15 protein-coding genes are annotated in these 19739 nt (G+C 51.8%); 14 read left to right on the forward strand and 1 reads right to left on the reverse strand.

From position 1 onward, the window contains the following. The first annotated feature begins 48 nt into the window (after positions 1-48). On the forward strand, positions 49-603 hold the full coding sequence (gene lepB, locus ACSFXJ_RS11515) for a signal peptidase I (protein ID WP_435925370.1): 555 nt from the start codon (positions 49-51) through the stop codon (positions 601-603). A gap of 32 nt (positions 604-635) precedes the next feature. Next, positions 636-872: a hypothetical protein gene (locus tag ACSFXJ_RS11520; protein ID WP_435925372.1), complete on the forward strand. Its 237-nt coding sequence runs from the start codon at positions 636-638 to the stop codon at positions 870-872. A 100-nt stretch (positions 873-972) separates the two neighbouring features. On the opposite strand, the gene ACSFXJ_RS11525 is transcribed toward ACSFXJ_RS11520, so the two are convergent. Next, positions 973-2268: a hypothetical protein gene (locus tag ACSFXJ_RS11525; RefSeq protein WP_435925374.1), complete on the reverse strand. Its 1296-nt coding sequence runs from the start codon at positions 2266-2268 to the stop codon at positions 973-975. 217 nt (positions 2269-2485) lie between these two features. Here ACSFXJ_RS11525 and leuC point away from each other — a divergent pair, with 217 nt between their 5' ends. The 12 genes from leuC (at position 2486) to purT (ending at position 19705) form a co-directional block, all read left to right on the forward strand. Beyond that, positions 2486-3910: a 3-isopropylmalate dehydratase large subunit gene (leuC, locus tag ACSFXJ_RS11530; protein WP_435925376.1), complete on the forward strand. Its 1425-nt coding sequence runs from the start codon at positions 2486-2488 to the stop codon at positions 3908-3910. A gap of 26 nt (positions 3911-3936) precedes the next feature. Further along, complete coding sequence (gene leuD, locus ACSFXJ_RS11535) at positions 3937-4527, forward strand: 3-isopropylmalate dehydratase small subunit (RefSeq protein ID WP_435925378.1); 591 nt, start codon at positions 3937-3939, stop codon at positions 4525-4527. A 142-nt stretch (positions 4528-4669) separates the two neighbouring features. Further along, positions 4670-6172, forward strand: coding sequence for an N-acetylmuramoyl-L-alanine amidase (locus ACSFXJ_RS11540; RefSeq protein WP_435925379.1), 1503 nt, complete (start codon positions 4670-4672; stop codon positions 6170-6172). A gap of 46 nt (positions 6173-6218) precedes the next feature. Continuing rightward, positions 6219-6821: a GerMN domain-containing protein gene (locus tag ACSFXJ_RS11545; protein WP_435925381.1), complete on the forward strand. Its 603-nt coding sequence runs from the start codon at positions 6219-6221 to the stop codon at positions 6819-6821. A gap of 175 nt (positions 6822-6996) precedes the next feature. After that, positions 6997-8433, forward strand: a complete 1437-nt coding sequence (locus tag ACSFXJ_RS11550; protein ID WP_435925382.1) for an N-acetylmuramoyl-L-alanine amidase — start codon at positions 6997-6999, stop codon at positions 8431-8433. Between the two features lie 29 nt (positions 8434-8462). Beyond that, complete coding sequence (locus ACSFXJ_RS11555) at positions 8463-9074, forward strand: GerMN domain-containing protein (protein ID WP_435925384.1); 612 nt, start codon at positions 8463-8465, stop codon at positions 9072-9074. Between the two features lie 74 nt (positions 9075-9148). Beyond that, positions 9149-11881 carry an S-layer homology domain-containing protein gene (locus ACSFXJ_RS11560; protein ID WP_435925386.1) on the forward strand — a complete coding sequence of 911 codons (2733 nt, stop codon included), beginning with the start codon at positions 9149-9151 and terminating at the stop codon, positions 11879-11881. A gap of 868 nt (positions 11882-12749) precedes the next feature. Further along, positions 12750-13418 (forward strand): endonuclease III, encoded by a 669-nt coding sequence (gene nth, locus ACSFXJ_RS11565; RefSeq protein WP_435925388.1) that lies wholly within the window; start codon positions 12750-12752, stop codon positions 13416-13418. Positions 13419-13454: 36 nt separating this feature from the next. Continuing rightward, positions 13455-13739, forward strand: coding sequence for an NAD/NADP transhydrogenase alpha subunit (locus ACSFXJ_RS11570; RefSeq protein WP_435925389.1), 285 nt, complete (start codon positions 13455-13457; stop codon positions 13737-13739). A 185-nt stretch (positions 13740-13924) separates the two neighbouring features. Continuing rightward, the gene (gene tnpA / locus ACSFXJ_RS11575; RefSeq protein WP_025848656.1) at positions 13925-14398 is read left to right on the forward strand and encodes an IS200/IS605 family transposase; all 474 of its coding nucleotides are present in this window, start codon (positions 13925-13927) and stop codon (positions 14396-14398) included. Positions 14399-14727: 329 nt separating this feature from the next. Then, positions 14728-18417, forward strand: coding sequence for a dynamin family protein (locus tag ACSFXJ_RS11580; protein ID WP_435925391.1), 3690 nt, complete (start codon positions 14728-14730; stop codon positions 18415-18417). 106 nt (positions 18418-18523) lie between these two features. Beyond that, positions 18524-19705: a formate-dependent phosphoribosylglycinamide formyltransferase gene (purT, locus tag ACSFXJ_RS11585; RefSeq protein WP_435925393.1), complete on the forward strand. Its 1182-nt coding sequence runs from the start codon at positions 18524-18526 to the stop codon at positions 19703-19705. Positions 19706-19739 lie beyond the last annotated feature (34 nt).

The following is a 19739-nucleotide window of genomic DNA, read 5'->3' on the forward strand; positions in this document are numbered from 1 at the left end:
ATTCCAGGTATAATAGAACCAAAATGCTTGTTTTGGAGGTATGTATCTTTGAAAAAGATCTGGAAGGAGATTCAAGGCTGGGGCGCTGCGGTCGTGATCGGGTTTGTACTCAGTTTGATTATCGGTATTTTTGTGATTCAACCTTATAAAGTCGACGGCCATTCCATGGAACCGACCTTGAACGACAAACAGCGTATATACGCTTGGAAGGTCAGCCACACCTTTGACAGACTGCCGGATTACGGAGATATCGTCATCATTGATAGCCGCGTCGACAGGGAGCGTTCGTTTATGGACGATCTCAAGGAACATCCGCTCATCAAAATTTTGACCGGCGGGGAAGAGGAAGCAATATTCTATGTCAAAAGAGTGATAGGCTTGCCAGGAGATAAAATAGAGATCCGAGACGGCAAAGTATACCGCAATGGAGAAGAATTATACGAGCCGTACATCAAGGAACAGATGGAAGCCGGCGTGGAGCAAAGCTGGGAAGTTCCCGCGGGTCACGTTTTCGTCATGGGTGACAACCGGAACAACAGCAATGACAGCCGGAATATTGGCCCGGTTCCGCAAGACCATGTGATGGGAATCGATTCATTCTAATATTGTGCAAGGACAAATGAGGAGAGAAAGAAATGACAGACGCATGGGAACGTTGTCCCGAATGCAAATCCGATAATGTGGTTTCCAGAAGCAAACTATACTATTTCTTGTTGTGGTTTGCGGCCGGCGGCTGCCTGCTTTGGTTGGGTTTGCTCGTATACTGGCCGTTGGTTATTGCCGGATTTGTTTTTATCATCATATCGGTGTTCAGCTTTATGAGGAAGCGTGTCAACCGCTGCAGAAACTGCGGACATAAATGGAAACCGTAGGAAAGCGATAACAAACGTCGTGAAGCATCAGATCCATAAATTCTCTAAACGTTAAAAGCCCCCCTTGTAAAGGGAGGGCTCTTTCATTGCCGTGATCGGACTAATTCAGAACATACTTGGCAAGGCGGTTCTTCGTGTCGATGTAAAACGTATTCGCATCATGAAAACGTACGTCCGCCTGGTTAAAAAGAGCGTCCTCGAGCAGGATAGAATTTTTGATTCCCAAAGTGCGGGCGTCCAAGACATAGTAGACCGCCTTCTTCGGTTCGGGTTCATAGGCAAAATACCAAGGTTGCTTTTGTTCGACAGCCCCAAAGACCATAGTCTGATCATCCAACCTTTTCAATCTGCCCTGTCCCGGCAAATCCGAGAACGTCTTTTCCGCGATCAGTCTGTTGCTTGTGTCATATAAGCTAAGTTTATTATGGTCCTGAATCACAAAGTTGTTGCCGACGGACATGTATAAGGAGTCATAGATCGTGTATGCGTACATCGTTCCGTATTCAGCTACTTGCGACGATTTTGGCAGTGTCCTGCTCCATTTTTTTTGCCCGTCGGGCGAATAGCCGTATAGGGTCTCCACACCGGTTTTAGCGTTACGGATAGGAACGAGAATCGATCCGCCGCTCAGAACGTCGAAGTCGGCGTGTACGATATTGATATAATCCTGCGGTTGAACGGCCGTCACGATTTTCTTGCCGGTAGAGATGGAGTAAATATCGATGGTCGTCGTGTTGCCCGGCGCTTGTGGGTTTAGCACGCTTATGTAATTTCCCTGAATATGTCTTATGCCCCCGGCAAACTTTCTTGTAACGACCGGTTTACCTTCATTCGAGAAAAGGGACAGGGTCTCATTATGTTTTGAAAAAGTAATGACGGCAATTCGTCCGTCTTCAAGCACACGGTAACTGATTGTCTCATTAAACGTTTTGACCCATCTTTGCTTATTGTTTGAATCCAGGGCGACCAACTTGTACATTTTTTTGCTACCGTTCACTTCTTCATCAAGGTAATAAAAGTTTCCAAAACGATCCATATCAAACGAATTGTACTTTAATGGGGAAGTACGAACCCACTTCTGCCGTCCGTTTTCGTCGTCCAGGGCAAGCAATTTGTATATCTGTTTGGTCTTGCCTGTTGAGCGGTCCGACTGGTACAGGAATGTGAAAAAAGTCCGGGAATCCTCGTTAACGACGGGAAATGACCTGCTGCCTGCGAAATAATAGTCTTTGGAATATTCGTCGGTTGTCGTATCGGCCGGTACGTCTGCAGTCCAAAGGGGACTTGGGAGGGTTGTATACTCTGCCGCGGATGCAATGTTTGTTACGGGATTCGGGATAACCGCGAATAAGGCGGCTAAAAAGAACTGCAAAGCGCGTTTAGCGATAAGTCTCATAGTTCAAGTATCCTCCTGTCTAGTAAATCTAGCTATGTAATGTCCTTAGTATAACGCGATTTTTTACATTGCAACACAAGAATTCCCGTTCAATGCAACACTTCTTATAGGATGAACCTATCGCTTTTATAGTTTTTATATCTTGGAACAATTAGAGCCGAAATGTTATATTGGTTTCAACAGAAACATGTTCGAATTCTTTGATGGGGTGAGTTTAATGACCAGCAAAAAAACAATGTACGAAAAAATCTGGGATAACCACGTAATCTACCAAGAAGAGGGCAAACCGAGCATCTTGTACATCGATTTGCATCTCGTTCACGAAGTAACCTCGCCGCAGGCGTTTGAAGGCTTGCGTTTGAGCGGGCGCAAAGTTCGCCGTCCTGAGCTTACTTTTGCGACGATGGACCATAACGTTCCGACCAAGGACCGTTACAACATTTCGGATCCGATTTCCAAGCAGCAAATCGATACGCTGTCCAACAACTGCCGCGATTTCGGCGTTACGCTGTACGATTTGGACACGATCGACCAAGGCGTTGTTCACGTTATGGGACCTGAACTCGGATTGACCCATCCGGGCAAGACGATCGTTTGCGGCGACAGCCATACGTCGACTCACGGGGCTTTCGGCGCTCTCGCTTTCGGAATCGGAACGAGCGAAGTGGAACACGTGCTGGCGACTCAATGTTTGCAGCAAGCCAAAGCCAAGACGCTGGAAGTGCGTTTTGTCGGCAAGCGCAAACCGGGCGTTACGGCAAAGGACTTGATTCTGGGCGTTATCGCCAAGTACGGCACCGATTTTGCAACAGGTTATGTTATCGAGTATACGGGTGAAGCCATCCGTGAGTTGTCGATGGAAGAGCGGATGACGGTCTGCAACATGTCGATCGAAGCCGGAGCCAGAGCCGGATTAATCGCGCCGGACGAAACGACGTTCAACTATTTGCGCGGCCGTGAGCATGTGCCTCAAGGAGAAGCTTTTGAACAAGCCGTAGCCGAATGGAGAAAGCTGACGACGGACGAAGGCGCCGAATTCGATCGCGTCGTGGAATTCGACGTGGATTCCCTGATTCCGCAAGTCACTTGGGGAACCAGCCCGGGCATGGGAACCAGCATCAGCGACCGCGTTCCGAATCCTGCGGACTTCGCTACCGAGAATGAACGCAAAGCGGCTGAAAAGGCGCTCGAATATATGGGATTGACGCCGGGAACGCCGATGACCGATATCGAAATCGATTATGTATTTATCGGTTCCTGCACGAACGGCCGGATCGAAGATTTGCGCGCGGCTGCCCAGGTCGCCAAAGGATACAAAGTGTCCGATAAGGTAACGGCTATCGTCGTGCCTGGATCCGGACGCGTGAAAATCCAGGCGGAAAAAGAAGGGCTGGATCAAATCTTTAAAGAAGCCGGATTTGAATGGCGCGACGCAGGCTGCAGTATGTGCCTGGCGATGAACCCTGACGTGCTTCAGCCGGGACAACGCTGCGCATCGACCTCCAACCGCAACTTTGAAGGACGCCAAGGCCGCGGCGGCAGAACGCACCTCGTATCTCCGGCCATGGCGGCGGCTGCGGCAATCAAAGGCCGCTTCGTCGATGTCCGCGAGTGGAATGTGAAGAGCGAAGTCGTAAGCTAACAGGCGAAGAGGGGAGAATACAAACCATGGAAGCATTTAAAAAACTGACCGGCATCGTCGGTCCTGTGGACCGCGTCAATGTCGATACCGACGCTATCATTCCGAAGCAATTTCTGAAAAGAATCGAACGTACGGGATTCGGACAATTTTTGTTCTATGAATGGCGTTTTGACACGGAAGGCAATGTGAATCCGGAATTCGAACTGAACAAACCCCGCTACAACGGGGCCTCGATCCTGATTTCGCGCGTCAACTTCGGCTGCGGCTCCTCCCGGGAGCATGCGCCTTGGGCGATTCTCGATTATGGATTCCGCTGCGTGATCGCGCCTTCTTTTGCCGATATTTTTTACAACAACTGTTTCAAAAACGGCATTTTGCCGATCAAACTGTCGGAAGAGCAAGTGGAAGATTTGTTCCAACGCACCGCTAAGCATGAAGGTTATCAAATGACCGTGGACCTGGAAAACAAAACGATCACGGACGAATATGGCCTGAGTCTTTCGTTTGATCTGGATGAACACCGGCGCCAGTTCCTTTTGCAAGGGCTGGACGATATCGGCCTGACCCTTCAGCATGAAGATCTGATCGCCGCTTATGAGGCGAAGAAATTCGCATAATGTCTTTTTAACAGGAACCGCCCGAGGATTTGCGTTAATCCGGGGCGGTTTTTGTCTTTCTATGAAAATATAAGTCTATCAGTTAACGTCGATTTCTGATATTATGGAAGCAATTAGTAATCTTGGAGGCAGGGATTCCATAATGAAAAAAATCGGCTTTCTGATGTTTTTGGCAATTTTTCTGCTGGCTTTCGCCGGAACGGGTCAAGCAGCACCGGGCGGAACGCATATTTATCTGGACGGTGTGGAGCTGAACCAGCCGGCAAATGCCCAAGCGGGCAATATTGACGGCAATGTCATGGTTCCGTTAAGGGTCGTGATCGAAAGCCTGGGCTATGAGGTGAAGTGGGATCAGAAAACGGGTTCGGTGACGATTCTCCAGGGTGAAAAGCAATTGCAGCTTACGGTAGGCAACCGGTCGGCCAATGTCGACGGTGAAAGCGTTGCCTTGTCGGCTCCCCCGATCCTGCAAAATAATTCGACGATGGTTCCGCTCAGGTTTGTCGGTGAACAAACCGGACTCAAGGTAAGCTGGAACAACGATACGAAATCCGTCTATCTGTATAGTCCGGACGGAGGTGGCGGAAGCGCCATACTTCCTGGCAAAGGAACTTCTTCTCCCGAAACCGGGAGCGGGGAAAGCGTATTTCCGGAAGATGCGGTTACCGGGGAGAACAATGCTTACATACCAGACGTAACCACAGGAAATAGCAGCGGGCAATCCGCTGATCTAAGCTATGTCAAAGGGATCAGCTTTAGCGAGAATCGCCTGATGATCGCGGCCGACGGACCGATTCAACCGAGTGTATTTATGATGAGCGGCCCTGATCGGCTGGTTGTCGATATCCCGAACGCGACTTTCGCGGATAGCATAAAGGAGACGCTTCAACTTGACGAGACGCTCCGGGGACAGTTTCCGGTTTCCGGTTATCCGGACGTGTCGCAAATCCGCTATTCCTTGTTCAGCAGCAATCCTTCGACGGTAAGAATCGTCGCGGATTTACAGCGGGCGGTCCAATACCAGGTGACGAACGACGGCAGCGGTTTGGTCCTCGTCGATTTGTCCTCTACAGCTACAGAGCCATCCGTCCAACCGGGCGGAAACGGCAAACCGCTTGTTGTCATCGATGCGGGACACGGCGGCAGCGCACCGGGCGCGGTCAGCATTACCAACCGACTGGAAAAGGATTTCACCCTCGCTGTGGCATTGAAGGTCGAAACGTTGTTGAAGCAAGAGACGGGATTGTCTTACGTCATGACACGAACCGATGACGCCACAGTATCGCTCGCGGATCGTGCCAAACTGGCCAATAATCTTAACGCAAGCGCCTTTGTGTCGATTCACGGCAACAGCGTGGACAGCAAGACGAGCCCGAGCGGCTCCGAGACTTATTATTCCAGGGACGAAAGCAAGCCGTTTGCGGACGTCATGCACAAGCATCTGGTGGAATCCACGGGATTGGCGGACCGGAATGTTCGCAAAAAAAGCCTGCATGTGACACGGGAAACGAAAATGCCTGCGGTTTTGCTTGAAGTCGGTTATCTCAAACATAAAACGGACGAGGCTTTGATGTATTCCGAAGACTTCCAACAGCGCGTCGCGGAAGGCATCGTGGCCGGAATCAAGGAATATTTGGGATTGTAGCCCGTATCGACGGAACTAGGAAGGTTTTCAAAAAGGAGGTAGGGTCATGAAAAAACTAGGGGTTACCGGACTTCTTCTGATCTTGCTACTACTGTCGGCCGGATGCGGCCAAAAACCGCAGGCGGCGCCGGTAGATAATGAACCCGTTCAGGAAGCTCAGGTCAACGATGCCGAAACGGTTAATCCGCCGGAACAAGGCGCGACTAGCCATGGTGCCGGAAACGAGGAAGGTAAAGGAACGGAAAGCGTAGAAGCTCCGCAACCTGCCACCCTGCAAATCGCGACGTATTTTACGGATGACGATATGATGGAACTTAAGCCGGTGGAACGGGAAATCAAGTACACGGACGAGCTTGCGAAGTACGAGGGAGCTTTTAAAACGTTGCAAACCGCTGAGCCGGGAATGATGTCTTTGTGGGAAAAAACGATTTTAAACTCGGTTCAATTCGCAGGTGGGGAACTCACGGTGGATATTTCGTTGCCAGATGAGGCGCGTTTTGGCGCCGGGGGCGAATCGCTGGCCATCGATGCCCTTAAACAAACCTTTTTCCAGTTCGACGAGGTCAAATCTTTGGAATTGACGGTGGACGGAGAAAAGCTGGAAACCTTGATGGGGCATGTCGAATTGGAACATCCTTTTAAAAAATAGATAGGTCTACCCTGGAGCAAACGCTCCGGGGTTTTCTTATTTTGGCAAAAAAAATAGCATAATATCGCAACTTTTGAGGATTTTGGGCGTCTAATGTTTCGTCTGGTGATGCCTGGGACTCTGGCTGTTCACCCGGTCATCATGAGGCAAAATTTTAGGATGGTAGGGGTGACGGATGAAAAAAATAGGGTTTTCGGTGTTTATGTTTTTTGCTATGTTTTTGTTTGTTTTACCGCAAATCGGACAAGCCGCCTCGGCAAGTACCAGCATTTATCTGGATGGTAAGGCGCTTACATTGCCCGAGAATGGCGAAGTCCGCAATGTAAAGGGAAATGTGATGATTCCAATTCGTGTCGTCGTGGAGGAGCTGGGTTTTGACGTCGAATGGAAAAAACAGACGCGCACGGTAACTATACAGCAGACAGGAACCGTATTAAAACTGGTCGTGGACAAAACCACGGCAACGGTAAACGGCAAGGAAATCAAACTCGCGGCCGCTCCGATATTGGCAACCGATACGACATTGGTACCGCTTCGGTTCGTCGGCGAGCAGATGGGACTCACAGTCAGTTGGAACAATGAGAAAAAGGCCGCATATCTCATTACCCCGGATTCCGGAAGCGGAAACGGGACAGGCGGCTCCACCGGAAACACCGCGCCCGGAGACGGAGGCGGTCAGTCAGGTGAAACACCGGCCGTTACCGAAAATCTGGCGAATGTCGGCGGTATCAGCTTTAGCGAAAACCAGCTAATGATCGCCGTGGACAAAAATGTGAAGCCTAGTATTTTTACGATGACAGGACCTGACCGGATTGTGGTAGACATTCCTAACGCGAAGTTTGCCGATACGTTTTCGAACAACCAGATGCTGGACCAGACGAAAAACGGCTATATCGATGTCACGGATTATCCCGATGTATCGAAAGTCCGCTACGCCTTGTTCAGCGAGCAGCCATCTACAATTCGTGTCGTTCTGGATATGAATTATGCGAAGAACTATGAACTGATCAATAACAATGACGGACTGATTATCGTTAACCTCAACACGGATTCCGGGACGGTGCCTGGCGGCGGCGGGAAAAAACTTGTCGTCATCGACGCCGGTCACGGCGGCAGCGACCCTGGGGCAATCAGCGTCACCAAAAAGAAAGAAAAGGATTTTAACCTGGCTGTCGTTTTAAAAGTCCAGGAACTGCTCAAGCAAGAATCGGATATCGATTTTGTGTTGACGCGAAGCAGTGACACATATCCGACGTTGCAGGATCGGGTCAAAATTGCGAATGATCTGAACGCGGACTTGTTCATTTCGGTTCATGCCAACTCGGGCAGCGCCACCGCTACCGGTGTGGAAACGTACTATACCCGCTCCGAAAGCAAGGCTTTGGCCAATGTCATGCATAAGTATCTTGTTGAATCCTCGGGCCTGAAGGATCGTGGAGTTCGCACAAAGAGCCTGCATGTGACGCGTGAGACGAAAATGCCTGCCGTGCTGCTTGAATGCGGATATCTCAGCAATAAGAGCGATGATGCCGTGCTTTATACGGCAGATTTTCAAAACCGGGTGGCCGAAGGAATCGTCAAAGGCATCAAGGAATATCTCGGCTTGCAATAACCCCATGACGGTAAAAGGAGGAAGCGACAATGAACAGAAAAACTTGGACAATCGGGATGCTCGTTCTCCTGCTCGCTTTGAGCACCGGATGCGGACAAAAGCCTGAGGCTTCACCGGCAAACGACCCCGTGGCGAGCGGTTCCGGAGACACCGGCACGGAAACGGTTCAGACAGGCTCGGCCGCTGCGGGAGAAACCAATACCGTACCCGAGAAAACGGAAACTCCGGTTCAAAGCGAGACCGACCGGACGGTGAAGAAAACGATCGAAACCTACTATACCGACGATCAAATGCTAGATCTTAAAAAGACCTCCGCAGAGATTAGTTATAAGGATGAAGCCGAAAAATATTTATCCGCTCTGCAAACTTTGAAAACTAGCGGCGATAGCGCATTGTTCCCACTGTGGGGAAAAGTCGAATTTCATACGGCCAAGCTGGAAAACGGTCAACTGACCGTCGATATCACGCTCCCCGATGAAGCTCGGCTTGGCGCAGGGGGCGAAGTGCTTGCCCTCGATGCGCTGAAGCAGACGATGTTTCAGTTTCCGGAAGTCGAGTCGATCGAGTTGCTGGTGGACGGTAACCAAGTGGACACTTTGATGGGCCATGAAGAGCTCGAGCATCCGATGACAAGAAATTAGTCGATTTTTAGAGGAACAGGATGACCGGGCGTCGAACATGGTAGAGTGACCATTTTTTAAAAGGGGAGAATGTAATGTCATCTTATAAACGTAGTTTTAGACGCAGCACGAAGAAGGCAGTATCCACCATGCTCGTAACGGCCATGTGCCTTGGCGGGGGAACCGCCGCTTTCGCGGATGAGGTGCAACCCTCCGCAGCGACAACAGCAACGACGACGGCGGCTTCTTTGATATTTAGTGACGTGAAGGACGGTTTTTGGGCTGAAAAGCATATTTATAAGCTGGCGGCCGAAGGAATCATTTTGGGGGATGCCGGCAAATTCCGCCCCGGAGACAGCGTAACCCAACAGGAAGCCATTACGATGGCTATCCGCTTCATGAATCTGGAGTCCAAGCTGGGCGACGGTTCGGGAGCGACGACGGACCTCAAGGTAGGGAATTATTTTAAACCTTATCTGGAACTGGCATTGAGTCAAAAGCTGATCGACAAAACGGAAGAAGTGAAGGCCACTGGAGCGAATGAATCTTGGGGCGAGAAAAAAGCTTCCCGTGAATGGATCGCCAAGCTTTTGGTACGCGCACTCGGAAAAGATACCGAAGCCAAGGCGGCTGCCGGAGCATCCACCGGTTTTGCCGATCAGGCCAGCATTTCGTCATCCGCCCGCGGTTACGTCAATGTAGCGGTACAGCTTCAGTTGACCAACGGGGTAGAGGGGAACAAATTCGATCCGCTCGGCAAAGTAACGCGGGCCCAGTTGGCGACGTTCTTCAGCCGTGGAGGAGAATACGTGACTCCGGGCTACAGTAACGTATACGAAGGCATTGTCACCGAACTGACGGATAACAAACTGACGCTTTATGCGGACGGCAAAATGAAGAGCTTTTCGTTGGATAGCCGTTCCGTGTATTTCACGAAGGATTCCGAGACGAAAACGACCAAAAGCGCTTTGCAACTGTACACCAAGGTGTTGGCCGTGGACAAAGTAGGCTCGGCGGCTTATGTGGAAGTGCGGGATTCGAAGCAGCAGCTGGAGAGCACTGAAGGAACATTGCTGAAAAAGCTACCAGGAAATAAATTGCTCGTGCTAGTAAACAATGAGGCCATTACTTATACCTACGACTCGAACACGAGTTTTATCGATCGGAACGGGAATCCGATCAGCATCGATAATGTGACGGAAGACAGCACCATTGTCGTTCAGCGTGAAACGTTCAGCAGTGAGAAAAAGCCGGTCATCGTACAGGTCAAATCGGCGATCGTCAACAAGTCCGGCAACGGTACGGTGGATGCGGTCAGCCTGAGCGACAAAACCGTCCGTATCAAGGATTCCTCCGGTAACGCAGAAACGTTCAAGTTTGATGACAGATCGGTATTCGTATATCAAAATCAACTGCTGAATAATGCGGGTGAAATTCAGGCGGGAGCTTCCGTGAAATATACGGTTGAAAACAGCGTTTTGACGCGCCTGGAAATTACCCAAGGCATGGAGCGTACCGTAACCGGAACGCTGCTGAGCATTGATGGGGATAAACTGATCAGCTACACGAATGCTTCGGGCAAGGCGGAGATCAAATCCCTAGCCGACAAGCCCGTTGTCGTCATCAACGGAATTGCGGATGCTACGCTCGACGATTTGATCGCGGACGTGAACGGCGGGGATAAAGTGGAACTGACCATCAATCCGGACGATCAGATTACCAAAATCGTTGTAACCGGAAGGCAATCGGAGCAATTGTCCGATCTCACGGTCGTAAAATATGAGGCAAAATACAAGGCCCTTATGGTCGTTGACTCGGCCAAGAAGGTTCATGCTTTTACCTTGGACGACAAGACGAAAGTGGAGTATAACACTACAACCCCCACGTTGTCAGGCGCCGAATCTTTACTGTCCGAAGGTAGAAAGATTAGCGTGACGCATATTGGGGATCGCGTGCTGTCACTGTCGATCGTGTACAAATATGAGGGAACTTTCCTAACCGTTGATACGACAGCCAAGAAAATTTCGATTTTGCTTCCAAACGGGAAAACGGCAGTGGTGCCGTATCAAGGGACCGCGCCTTCCATCGAAATGTATGGAAAATCGGGCGCAACCTTGGCGGATCTAAAAGTCGGCGACCCGGTAACTGCCGTCCTGACGACGAATCAGGATGCACTCCAAACCCTGGCCGTGAAAAAATCGGTTCAATTTGAAGTCGTATCCGTAAATACGTCGAACAGCCGCATTCGTGCAACGGCGGACGGAATCACAAGAGATTTTTATGTCGATAAAGCAACCCTGCTTGCGGACAACGGCACGGCGATTAAAGTATCCGACATTCAGGCCGGTCAAACGATTAACGTTAATTTCAGCGGCCTGACGGCAACATCGCTTCAAGTCGTTAAGCTTACACTAGGCAAAATTCTGAGCGTGGATGGTTCGGCCCTTACCGTCAAGCCGTTCTCCGGTTCATCGGAGTCCTTCTCACTTACGGCCGGCGTCAAAGTCGTAAGAGGAACTTCCGTCAGCACAGGCACCACCAGCTTGACGACTTCCGATCACGTAGAAGTCCGCAAGGGTACGGACGGTTCCATTATTGTCAACGTATTGACTCCGCTTGAGCGCAAAGTCTCAAGATATAATACGATTACTAAGGAGCTCCAAGTGTGGAGATCTGACCTGACCGACAACAATTACCGTTTTACGATCACGCCGGAAGTATATATTCACCAAGGTGACACGACATTATCCGTGCAATCTTTACAGGAAAATGATAAAATTGTTCTGTATTTCAACGGCGATAAACTCGTTGAAGTGGAAAAACAATAGTCATTTTTCGTGAGAATAACCGTCTTGATACGGGATCATTCCCGTTCAGGACGGTTTTTCAACGTTCGGGGATTGCGATCCATGAACGAATTATTAAGCTTCCGCAATGAGAAGAGGAATTAATAATTCGGCTTTTCAGCGCCGAGAAGGTTGCGTGAAGGCAGTGTCAGAGGAGCGGAGCGTAGGAGGAGCCTACGTGAGCACCGGAGGACACGCCTGAATGCAAGATTCGAAGTCGAGTAGGCTTCCATGAGAGGCACCGCGATCAAAAGACGGATTATTAAATTTCCGCAATTAGATGAGGATTTAATAATTTGGCTTTTCAGCGCCAAGAAGGTTGCGTGAAGGTCGTGTCAGAGGAGCGGAGCGTAGGAGGAGCCTACGTGAGCACCGGAGGACACGCCTGAAAGCAAGATTCGAAGTCGAGTAGGCTTCCATGAGAGGCACCGCAATCAAAAGACGGATTATTAAATTACCGCAATGAGAAGAGGAATTAATAATTCGACTTTTCAGCGCCGAGAAGGTTGCGTGAAGGTCGTGTCAGAGGAGCGGAGCGTAGGAGGAGCCTACGAGAGCACCGGAGGACACGCCTGAATGCAAGATTCGAAGTCGAGTAGGCTTCTATGAGAGGCACCGCGATCAAAAGACGGATTATTAAATTACCGCAATGAGAAGAGGAATTAATAATTCGGCTTTTCAGCGCCGAGAATGTTGCGTGAAGGTAGTGTCAGAGGAGCGGAGCGTAGGAGGAGCCTACGTGAGCACCGGAGGACACGCCTGAAAGCAAGATTCGAAGTCGAGTATCTTCTATGAAAGGCATCGCGATCAAAAGACGAATTATTAAATTACCGCTAGGGGGTGGGTAAGAGTGAATGCTGCTGGCGTGCGTCATATCCTCGACACCATCGCCGCCATGTTTCCCGATGCGCACTGCGAACTGAACCACAGCAACGCGTTTGAGTTAACGGTGGCCGTTCTGCTGTCCGCACAGTGTACCGATGCGACCGTGAACAAAGTGACCGCCGATTTGTTCCAAAAATATAAAACTCCCGAAGATTACATCTCTGTTCCGCTCGAGGAATTGGAGCAGGATATCCGGAAGATCGGTCTGTTCCGGAGCAAGGCGAAGCATATCCAAAATCTTTGTCGGATTTTGATAGAACAGTATGGCGGAGAGGTACCGAGCGAGCACGATAAGCTGGTCGAACTGCCGGGTGTCGGGAGAAAGACGGCGAATGTGGTCGTTTCCAACGCGTTTGGAGTACCTGCCATCGCGGTCGATACGCATGTGGAGCGGGTAAGCAAGCGGCTGGGTCTGGCAAACTGGAACGATTCCGTACTGGAAGTCGAAAAGAAGCTCATGAAGCGGGTTCCTCGGGATGAGTGGACGCAAACGCATCATCGGCTCATTTTTTTCGGCAGATACCATTGCAAGGCCCAGAATCCGAACTGCCAGGTATGCCCGTTGCTCGATGTGTGCAGGGAAGGCAAGAAACGTATGAAAAGGTCACAAGTAAGGAAAAATAGAGAAGAGTGACAAAACAAGATTATGATAGTAGAGGATGAGATTCCAATGAAATGTATTTCCGTTTATACCGACAACTTTGAGCTATTTTCCGATTTGTTCGAGAAAGCCATCGAAATCGATCTGCAGGAAAATGATGAGCAGGAAATTGAAGGCGTCACGATTAGCGATTCCGGAGAAGTTCCGAAGCATTATCTCGAGCGCATGTCCGTGAAGCCGGAGGTTGTTGTCATGAAAGACCGCGACAAAGGAATTACGATTTTACAGCATGGCAAGGTGTTTGAAATCTTAATTCCATCCGAAGCGGATGAAGCCCCTGCGGCCTCATTGTAAAATCGAAAAGCGACTGCCCGATTGCGGCGGTCGCTTTTTATTATGGCTTTAGCCAGTTGAGCTCGCGAAGCGTGCGAAACAAAAAACCACCCGCTATGCGGGTGGAGGGATCTAGGGTTTGACCAACAAGACCATTCCCATAAAATTGAGATGTTCAGGCTCAATAATGAAAGGAATGGTCTTAGATGGCAAACAAGAGCTATAGCCTAGCTCACACGAAGTGGATGTGCAAATATCACATCGTGTTCACCCCGAAGTATAGACGGAAAGAGATCTATAATCAAGTGAGGAAAGACTTGATCGAAATATTCAAGCGTTTATGTAAATACAAGGGAGTGGAGATCATAGAAGGTCACATGATGCCAGATCATGTACATATGTTGGTGGCAATACCTCCAAAAATCTCAGTATCATCATTCATGGGATATCTAAAGGGAAAGAGCTCACTAATGATATTTGAGAAGCATGCCAGCCTGAAGTATAAATATGGAAATCGGAAATTTTGGGCGGAGGGATACTACGTCAGCACGGTGGGCTTGAATGAGGCCACTGTCGCAAAATATATACGTGAGCAAGAGGCACATGATCAAGCAGTTGATAAACTGAGTGTAAAAGAGTATGAAGATCCATTCAGCAGAAACAGTAGCAAGAAGAAGTAAACCAGTTTAACTGGTAAGTGAAAGTGACAAATAACACTGAGCCTGAACAACTTTATTGTCAGGCTAGCGTCTTTAGGCGCAGTTTGGCAACGAGGGGTTATACCCCAAGAGCAAACCACCCGTTGGACGGGTGGTTATGATTTTGCGAAGCCCAGACTTACTTCGTTGGAAATTATCCAATCAGCGGATATTCTAAGAGTTGCCCGGTATATAAATTATTCGGGGGAAGGCTTCCATGTCGTTTTTCGGTAGGGTAAAATGAGAAAAGAATTGGACTTTTCGGCATTACCGTGTTTAAGGGACAGAGCCGGGAAGAAGGAGTGTTGAACATGGAAACGATTACATCAAAACCGGGTTTAGCTTTGCAGGAAAAGCTTGTCCGTCTTGAAAAATGGTATGCCGGTCAAGGAGATACGGCTGAGGAACATAAAGTTCGCGATCTGCGAAAAAAATCGTTATCCGGAAAGCTGACCTTATCGTTTTGCGGTCACTTCTCCGCGGGAAAATCCAGTCTGATCAATGCTTTATGCGGCAAGCCGGTGCTTCCTTCCGGACCGTTGCCGACGACGGCCAATATCGCGGCGCTGCACAACGGAGCTCCGAAGGCGGTATTGACTCCGGCACCCGTTCAGGGAGCGGATGGACGCATAACCTTAAAGGAACCTCAAGCCGTTTCACTTGACGGGATGAACGAATATTGCCGGGATGGCGAAGCATTCGAAAAAGTCGAAATATGGGACCGGATCCCTTTGCTGGGGGAGCACGGCGTCTTGCTCGATACCCCGGGAGTGGACTCGGGCGAATCCGCTCATGCGGCCGCGACGAATTCGGCGCTGCATCTGGCCGATATCGTTTTTTATGTCATGGATTATAATCACGTGCTTGCGGAAACCAATCTGGCTTTTGCGAGACAGCTGGCCGATTGGGGGAAACCGTTGTATCTTGTCGTAAACCAGGTCGACAAACATAGGGAAGAGGAAGTTCCGTTTGAAAGATACCGGTTATCGGTGGGCCAGGCTTTTGAACTTTGGGGGATTAAGGCGGAGGGGGTGTTCTACACTTCCCTCAAAGAAGCGGAACACCCTTTAAATATGCTCGATGATCTAAAGGAAACGATTAAAGCGCTGCTCCGGAATCCCGATGAGCTATTGGAGTACAGCATTGACCGTTCGCTTCAGCACGGTGGCGAGGAATTCCTGAAACGCTGCACTGCGGCCGAACAAGATGAGACGGCGGAGCTTCTGCAGCTATCCGGAGGCGAAGATTCGCCGGAAACGCTTCGGCATGATTTGCTTGTCCTGGAACATAAGCTGGGAGCGGGAAAGGATACGGGGGAGCGGTTGCGTCAGGAATGGATCGAAGAGCTGGATACGCTCATTGCGAACGCATACCTCATGACCCCGGCATTGCGAGAGGCGGCGGCACAATATTTGGAGAGCCGTCAGCCGGGCTTCAAGGCGGGGCTGTTTTTTCAGCGGAGCAAACGCGAACGGGAACAGCGGCAAAGGGCCGATGATTTTCTGGCGAAGCTGAAAGAACAAGTATCGGCGCAGCTGGACTGGCATGTCCGCGATTTGCTCCGCTCGCTCGGCCGGTCGCACGAGCTCTGGGACCCGGCTTGGGAAAGCCGGATGGACCAGGAGCTTCCGCAGGCGGAGGAAGCGTGGATCAGCGGCCCGGTCCGGGAAGGCGCGGTCATGTCCGGCGAGTATACGCTCCATTATACCGCCGAAGTCGCGGCCGGCATCTCCGGCCGGTACCGCCGCGCAGCCGTCGCCCTGGCGGACGGGCTGCTGGATTCGGCCGCGCCGCGCTTCGCCGCGGCGCGCGAAGAGCTTGCCGCGCAGCGCGAGGCGCTGCTGGCGCGTCTCGCCGCGGCCGAGCGCCTGCAGGCCCTGCGCGCGGCCGCGGCCCTGCGCTCCGAGCAGCTGCAAGCGCTGCTCGGCGCAGCCCCGTCCCTCCCTCCCGGCATCCTGCCGGAGGTGAGGGACGTGCCCGGGCAGCCGCTGCTCGCGCAGCAGCGGCAGCAGCCGCCTGCGGCGCGTGCCGCAGGCGCGCCGGACACCGCCGCGGGGCCGGGCCCCCGCGCGGCGTTGGCGCCGCCGGCCGCCGGAGCGGGCCGGCAGCGCATCACGGCCGCCGCCGAGGCGCTGGATGCCGCGGCGGCGGAGCTGGCCCCGTACCCGGCCTTTGCGTCCGGGGTACGGGAACTTCGCGCCCGCGCGGCCCGCTTGCGCGGCGGCCGGTTTACGGCCGCGCTGTTCGGAGCGTTCAGCGCGGGGAAATCATCCTTCGCGAATGCGCTGCTCGGCGCGAAGGTTTTGCCCGTATCGCCGCATCCGACAACGGCGGCGATCAGCAGAATCCTCGCTCCCGAGGGAGGCATGGAACACGGCCAAGCGCTGATCACGTTCAAGTCCCCGGAGACGATGCGCGAAGACCTTGCGAACTCGTTTGAGGCGCTCCAGCTTGGGCCCTGGAAGGAGCGGAGCTGGCGCTCCGAGGTGGAGAAACTGCGGGCGGTGGATGTTCCCCCTTCCGGCCGGGCACATTACAGTTTTCTCAAAGCGGCTGCAGCCGGTTGGGAACAAAGCTCGCAAAAATTGGGAACCCGGCAACAAGCGGATCTTGAGCAGTTTGCATCTTATGTGGCCGAAGAGAGTATCGCCTGCTTTGTCGAAGGCGTGGATCTCTATTATTCTTGTCCTTTGACCGAACAAGGCATCGTCATCGTAGACACGCCGGGCGCGGATTCGATCCATGCAAGGCATACGGGCGTTACTTTTCAATATATGAAAAACAGCGACGCATTGATTTACGTCACGTACTATAACCATGCTTTTTCCAGGGCGGACCGTCAGTTCCTCGCTCATCTGGGGCGCGTGAAAGGGAGCTTTGCGCTGGATAAAATGTTCTTTATCGTCAATGCCGCAGACTTGGCCTCCACTTCCGAGGAGTTGGCTTCGGTCGTGGAGCATGTTGCCGGCGGCCTGAAGGGGGCGGGAATCGATCAACCGCAAATTCATGCCGTTTCCAGCCTTGCCGCGCAATCGGCTAAGGCGGACGGAGACTTGCAACGTTTCTCGGAATCCGGATTCGCTTTGTTCGAAACGAAGTTTTTCGACTTCATCGGGAATGAACTGACCCATCTTGCGCTTGAGGCAGCCGGCCGCGAACTGGAGACCGTGAGACAGCGGGCGGTGGAGTGGGGCGAAGCTTTGCGGGAGAGCCGGGAGAATCGGGCGCATAAACTCGCCCTCATTCAGGAAGACCGCGTTCGGTTTACCGAGCTGCTTCATAACCTTGCCGCATGCGACAGAAGCCCATTGATTCTTCAGGAGGCCGAGGAACTGCTGTTCCATGTCCGAAACCGGCTGAAATTGTTGGCGGGCGATCTGTTCCAGGAGTTTTTCCATCCTTCGCTGCTGCGGGACGAAGGGGACTTGAAGCGGAAGTTTGCCGCTTCTTTCCACGGCTGGGTCAGCCAGCTGTCGCTGGAACTCGAACGCGAACTCCAATCGACTTCGCTTCGGCTCGAGAAGAAGTGCGATGCGGTGCTTGCCGCCGAATGCACGGCATGGACGCAAAAATTAAAGGAGGAGTTACGAAGCGTTCCCGTGTTCTCTTCGGATGTCGCGTCCCTGACTTGGGAAACTCCGGAAGTCGGTGAAGGTAAGTTGGAGCATCTCCTGCAAACCCGCGACTATTCAGGGTACTTTAAGAGTCCGAAAGCATTTTTCGAGGATGGCGGAAAACAGAAGCTGCGAGAGGCTTTGGAACAACCGCTTGCCGATGCCTTAAAGCAGGCGGTTGACGATGCCGGCCGCGGACTTGGCGAGTATTATTGTTCGGAAGCGCACCGGCGCTTTGCCGCAATAGCCGATAGATTTAAAGCCGAATGGGACGAATGGGAATCCGGGATGGCCGGTTTGGGGGACGCTCCGGAAAACGAAGCGAATTGGGAGGAAATTCTCCTACGACTTACCGCATCGGGATCACGGATCGCCCAGCTTTTGTAACTTTTTGCTGCCAAAATGTGAAACTTCCTCCCGACCTCTTGCATTATTTGTCGCAAAACCTGAAAATAGAATAAGAAGAAGACAAGCAAGGGGGAAAACAGGACTCATGTGGGGTGCTCCTGTATCAGAACGCGCCAAGAGCATGATGCTTCTTGGAGGCGGGGAACTGGGAAAGGAAGTCGTCATTGAAGCACAGCGGCTGGGTCTGCGGACGATCGTTGCCGACCGTTACGAGCATGCACCGGCGATGGGCGTTGCCCATGAAGCCTATTGCGTAGATATGCTGGACGGGGAATCCTTAAAAGCACTGATCATCCGGACATCACCGGACATCATCGTTCCCGAAATCGAAGCGATTGCCACCTCTGTGCTGGTGGAATTGGAGCAGGAGGGTTTCAAAGTCGTACCTACGGCCAGAGCCACGTTGCTGACAATGGACCGGGAAGGGATTCGACGGCTTGCGGCCGAAGAGCTGGGTCTGCGTACCGCGGATTACCGCTTCGCGGACAGTCTCGAAGACCTGGAAGCCGCCGTTGCGGAAATCGGGTTACCTTGCGTGATCAAGCCGCTGATGAGCTCCTCCGGGAAAGGCCAAAGCGTTTGCCGGAGGCCGGAAGATGCGGCTGAAAGTTGGAGACTGGCCTTGGAAGGCGCGCGCGCCAAGAAAATGCGCGTCATTGTTGAATCGTTCGTCCCGTTCACGAGCGAAATTACGCTCCTGACGGTCAGAACGTCATCCGGCACGATTTTTTGTCCGCCGATCGGCCATGTTCAACAGGATGGGGATTATGTGGAGTCATGGCAGCCCCATCCCTTGACGGAGGACCAATGCCACGAAGCGCAGGCCGTAGCTCGGAAAATTACGGATGCCCTCGGCGGCTACGGCGTGTTTGGAGTGGAACTGTTCGTTACGGAGGATGGAATTGTATTCAGCGAGGTTTCTCCAAGACCGCATGATACGGGAATGGTGACCATGGTCACTCAGGATTTGTCGGAATTTGCCCTGCATGTGCGGGCGATTCTCGGTTTTCCGATTCCGTCGGTGGAACTTTTGACGCCCGGCGCGTCGGCAACTTTAAAAGCCGATGCCGAAGGGGAAGATTTTCAAATCGGAGGATTGGACGAGGCGCTCGGCTTGCCAAGAACGCAGGTCCGCGTTTTCGGCAAACCGCTCTCCAAGGAAGGCCGACGGATGGCCGTCGCCCTAAGCAGCGCAGATAATGTAGAAACAGCCCGCAGCCGCGCCAAGCAAGCGGCAAGTCTATTAAAGGTGGTTTGGTCAAATTGAGTACTCAGGTTTGTGCTCCAACCCTAGTGATCCG

It is taken from the genome of Paenibacillus salivarius (assembly GCF_051307165.1).
In the GTDB taxonomy this organism is placed as follows: Bacteria; Bacillota; Bacilli; order Paenibacillales; family Paenibacillaceae; genus Fontibacillus.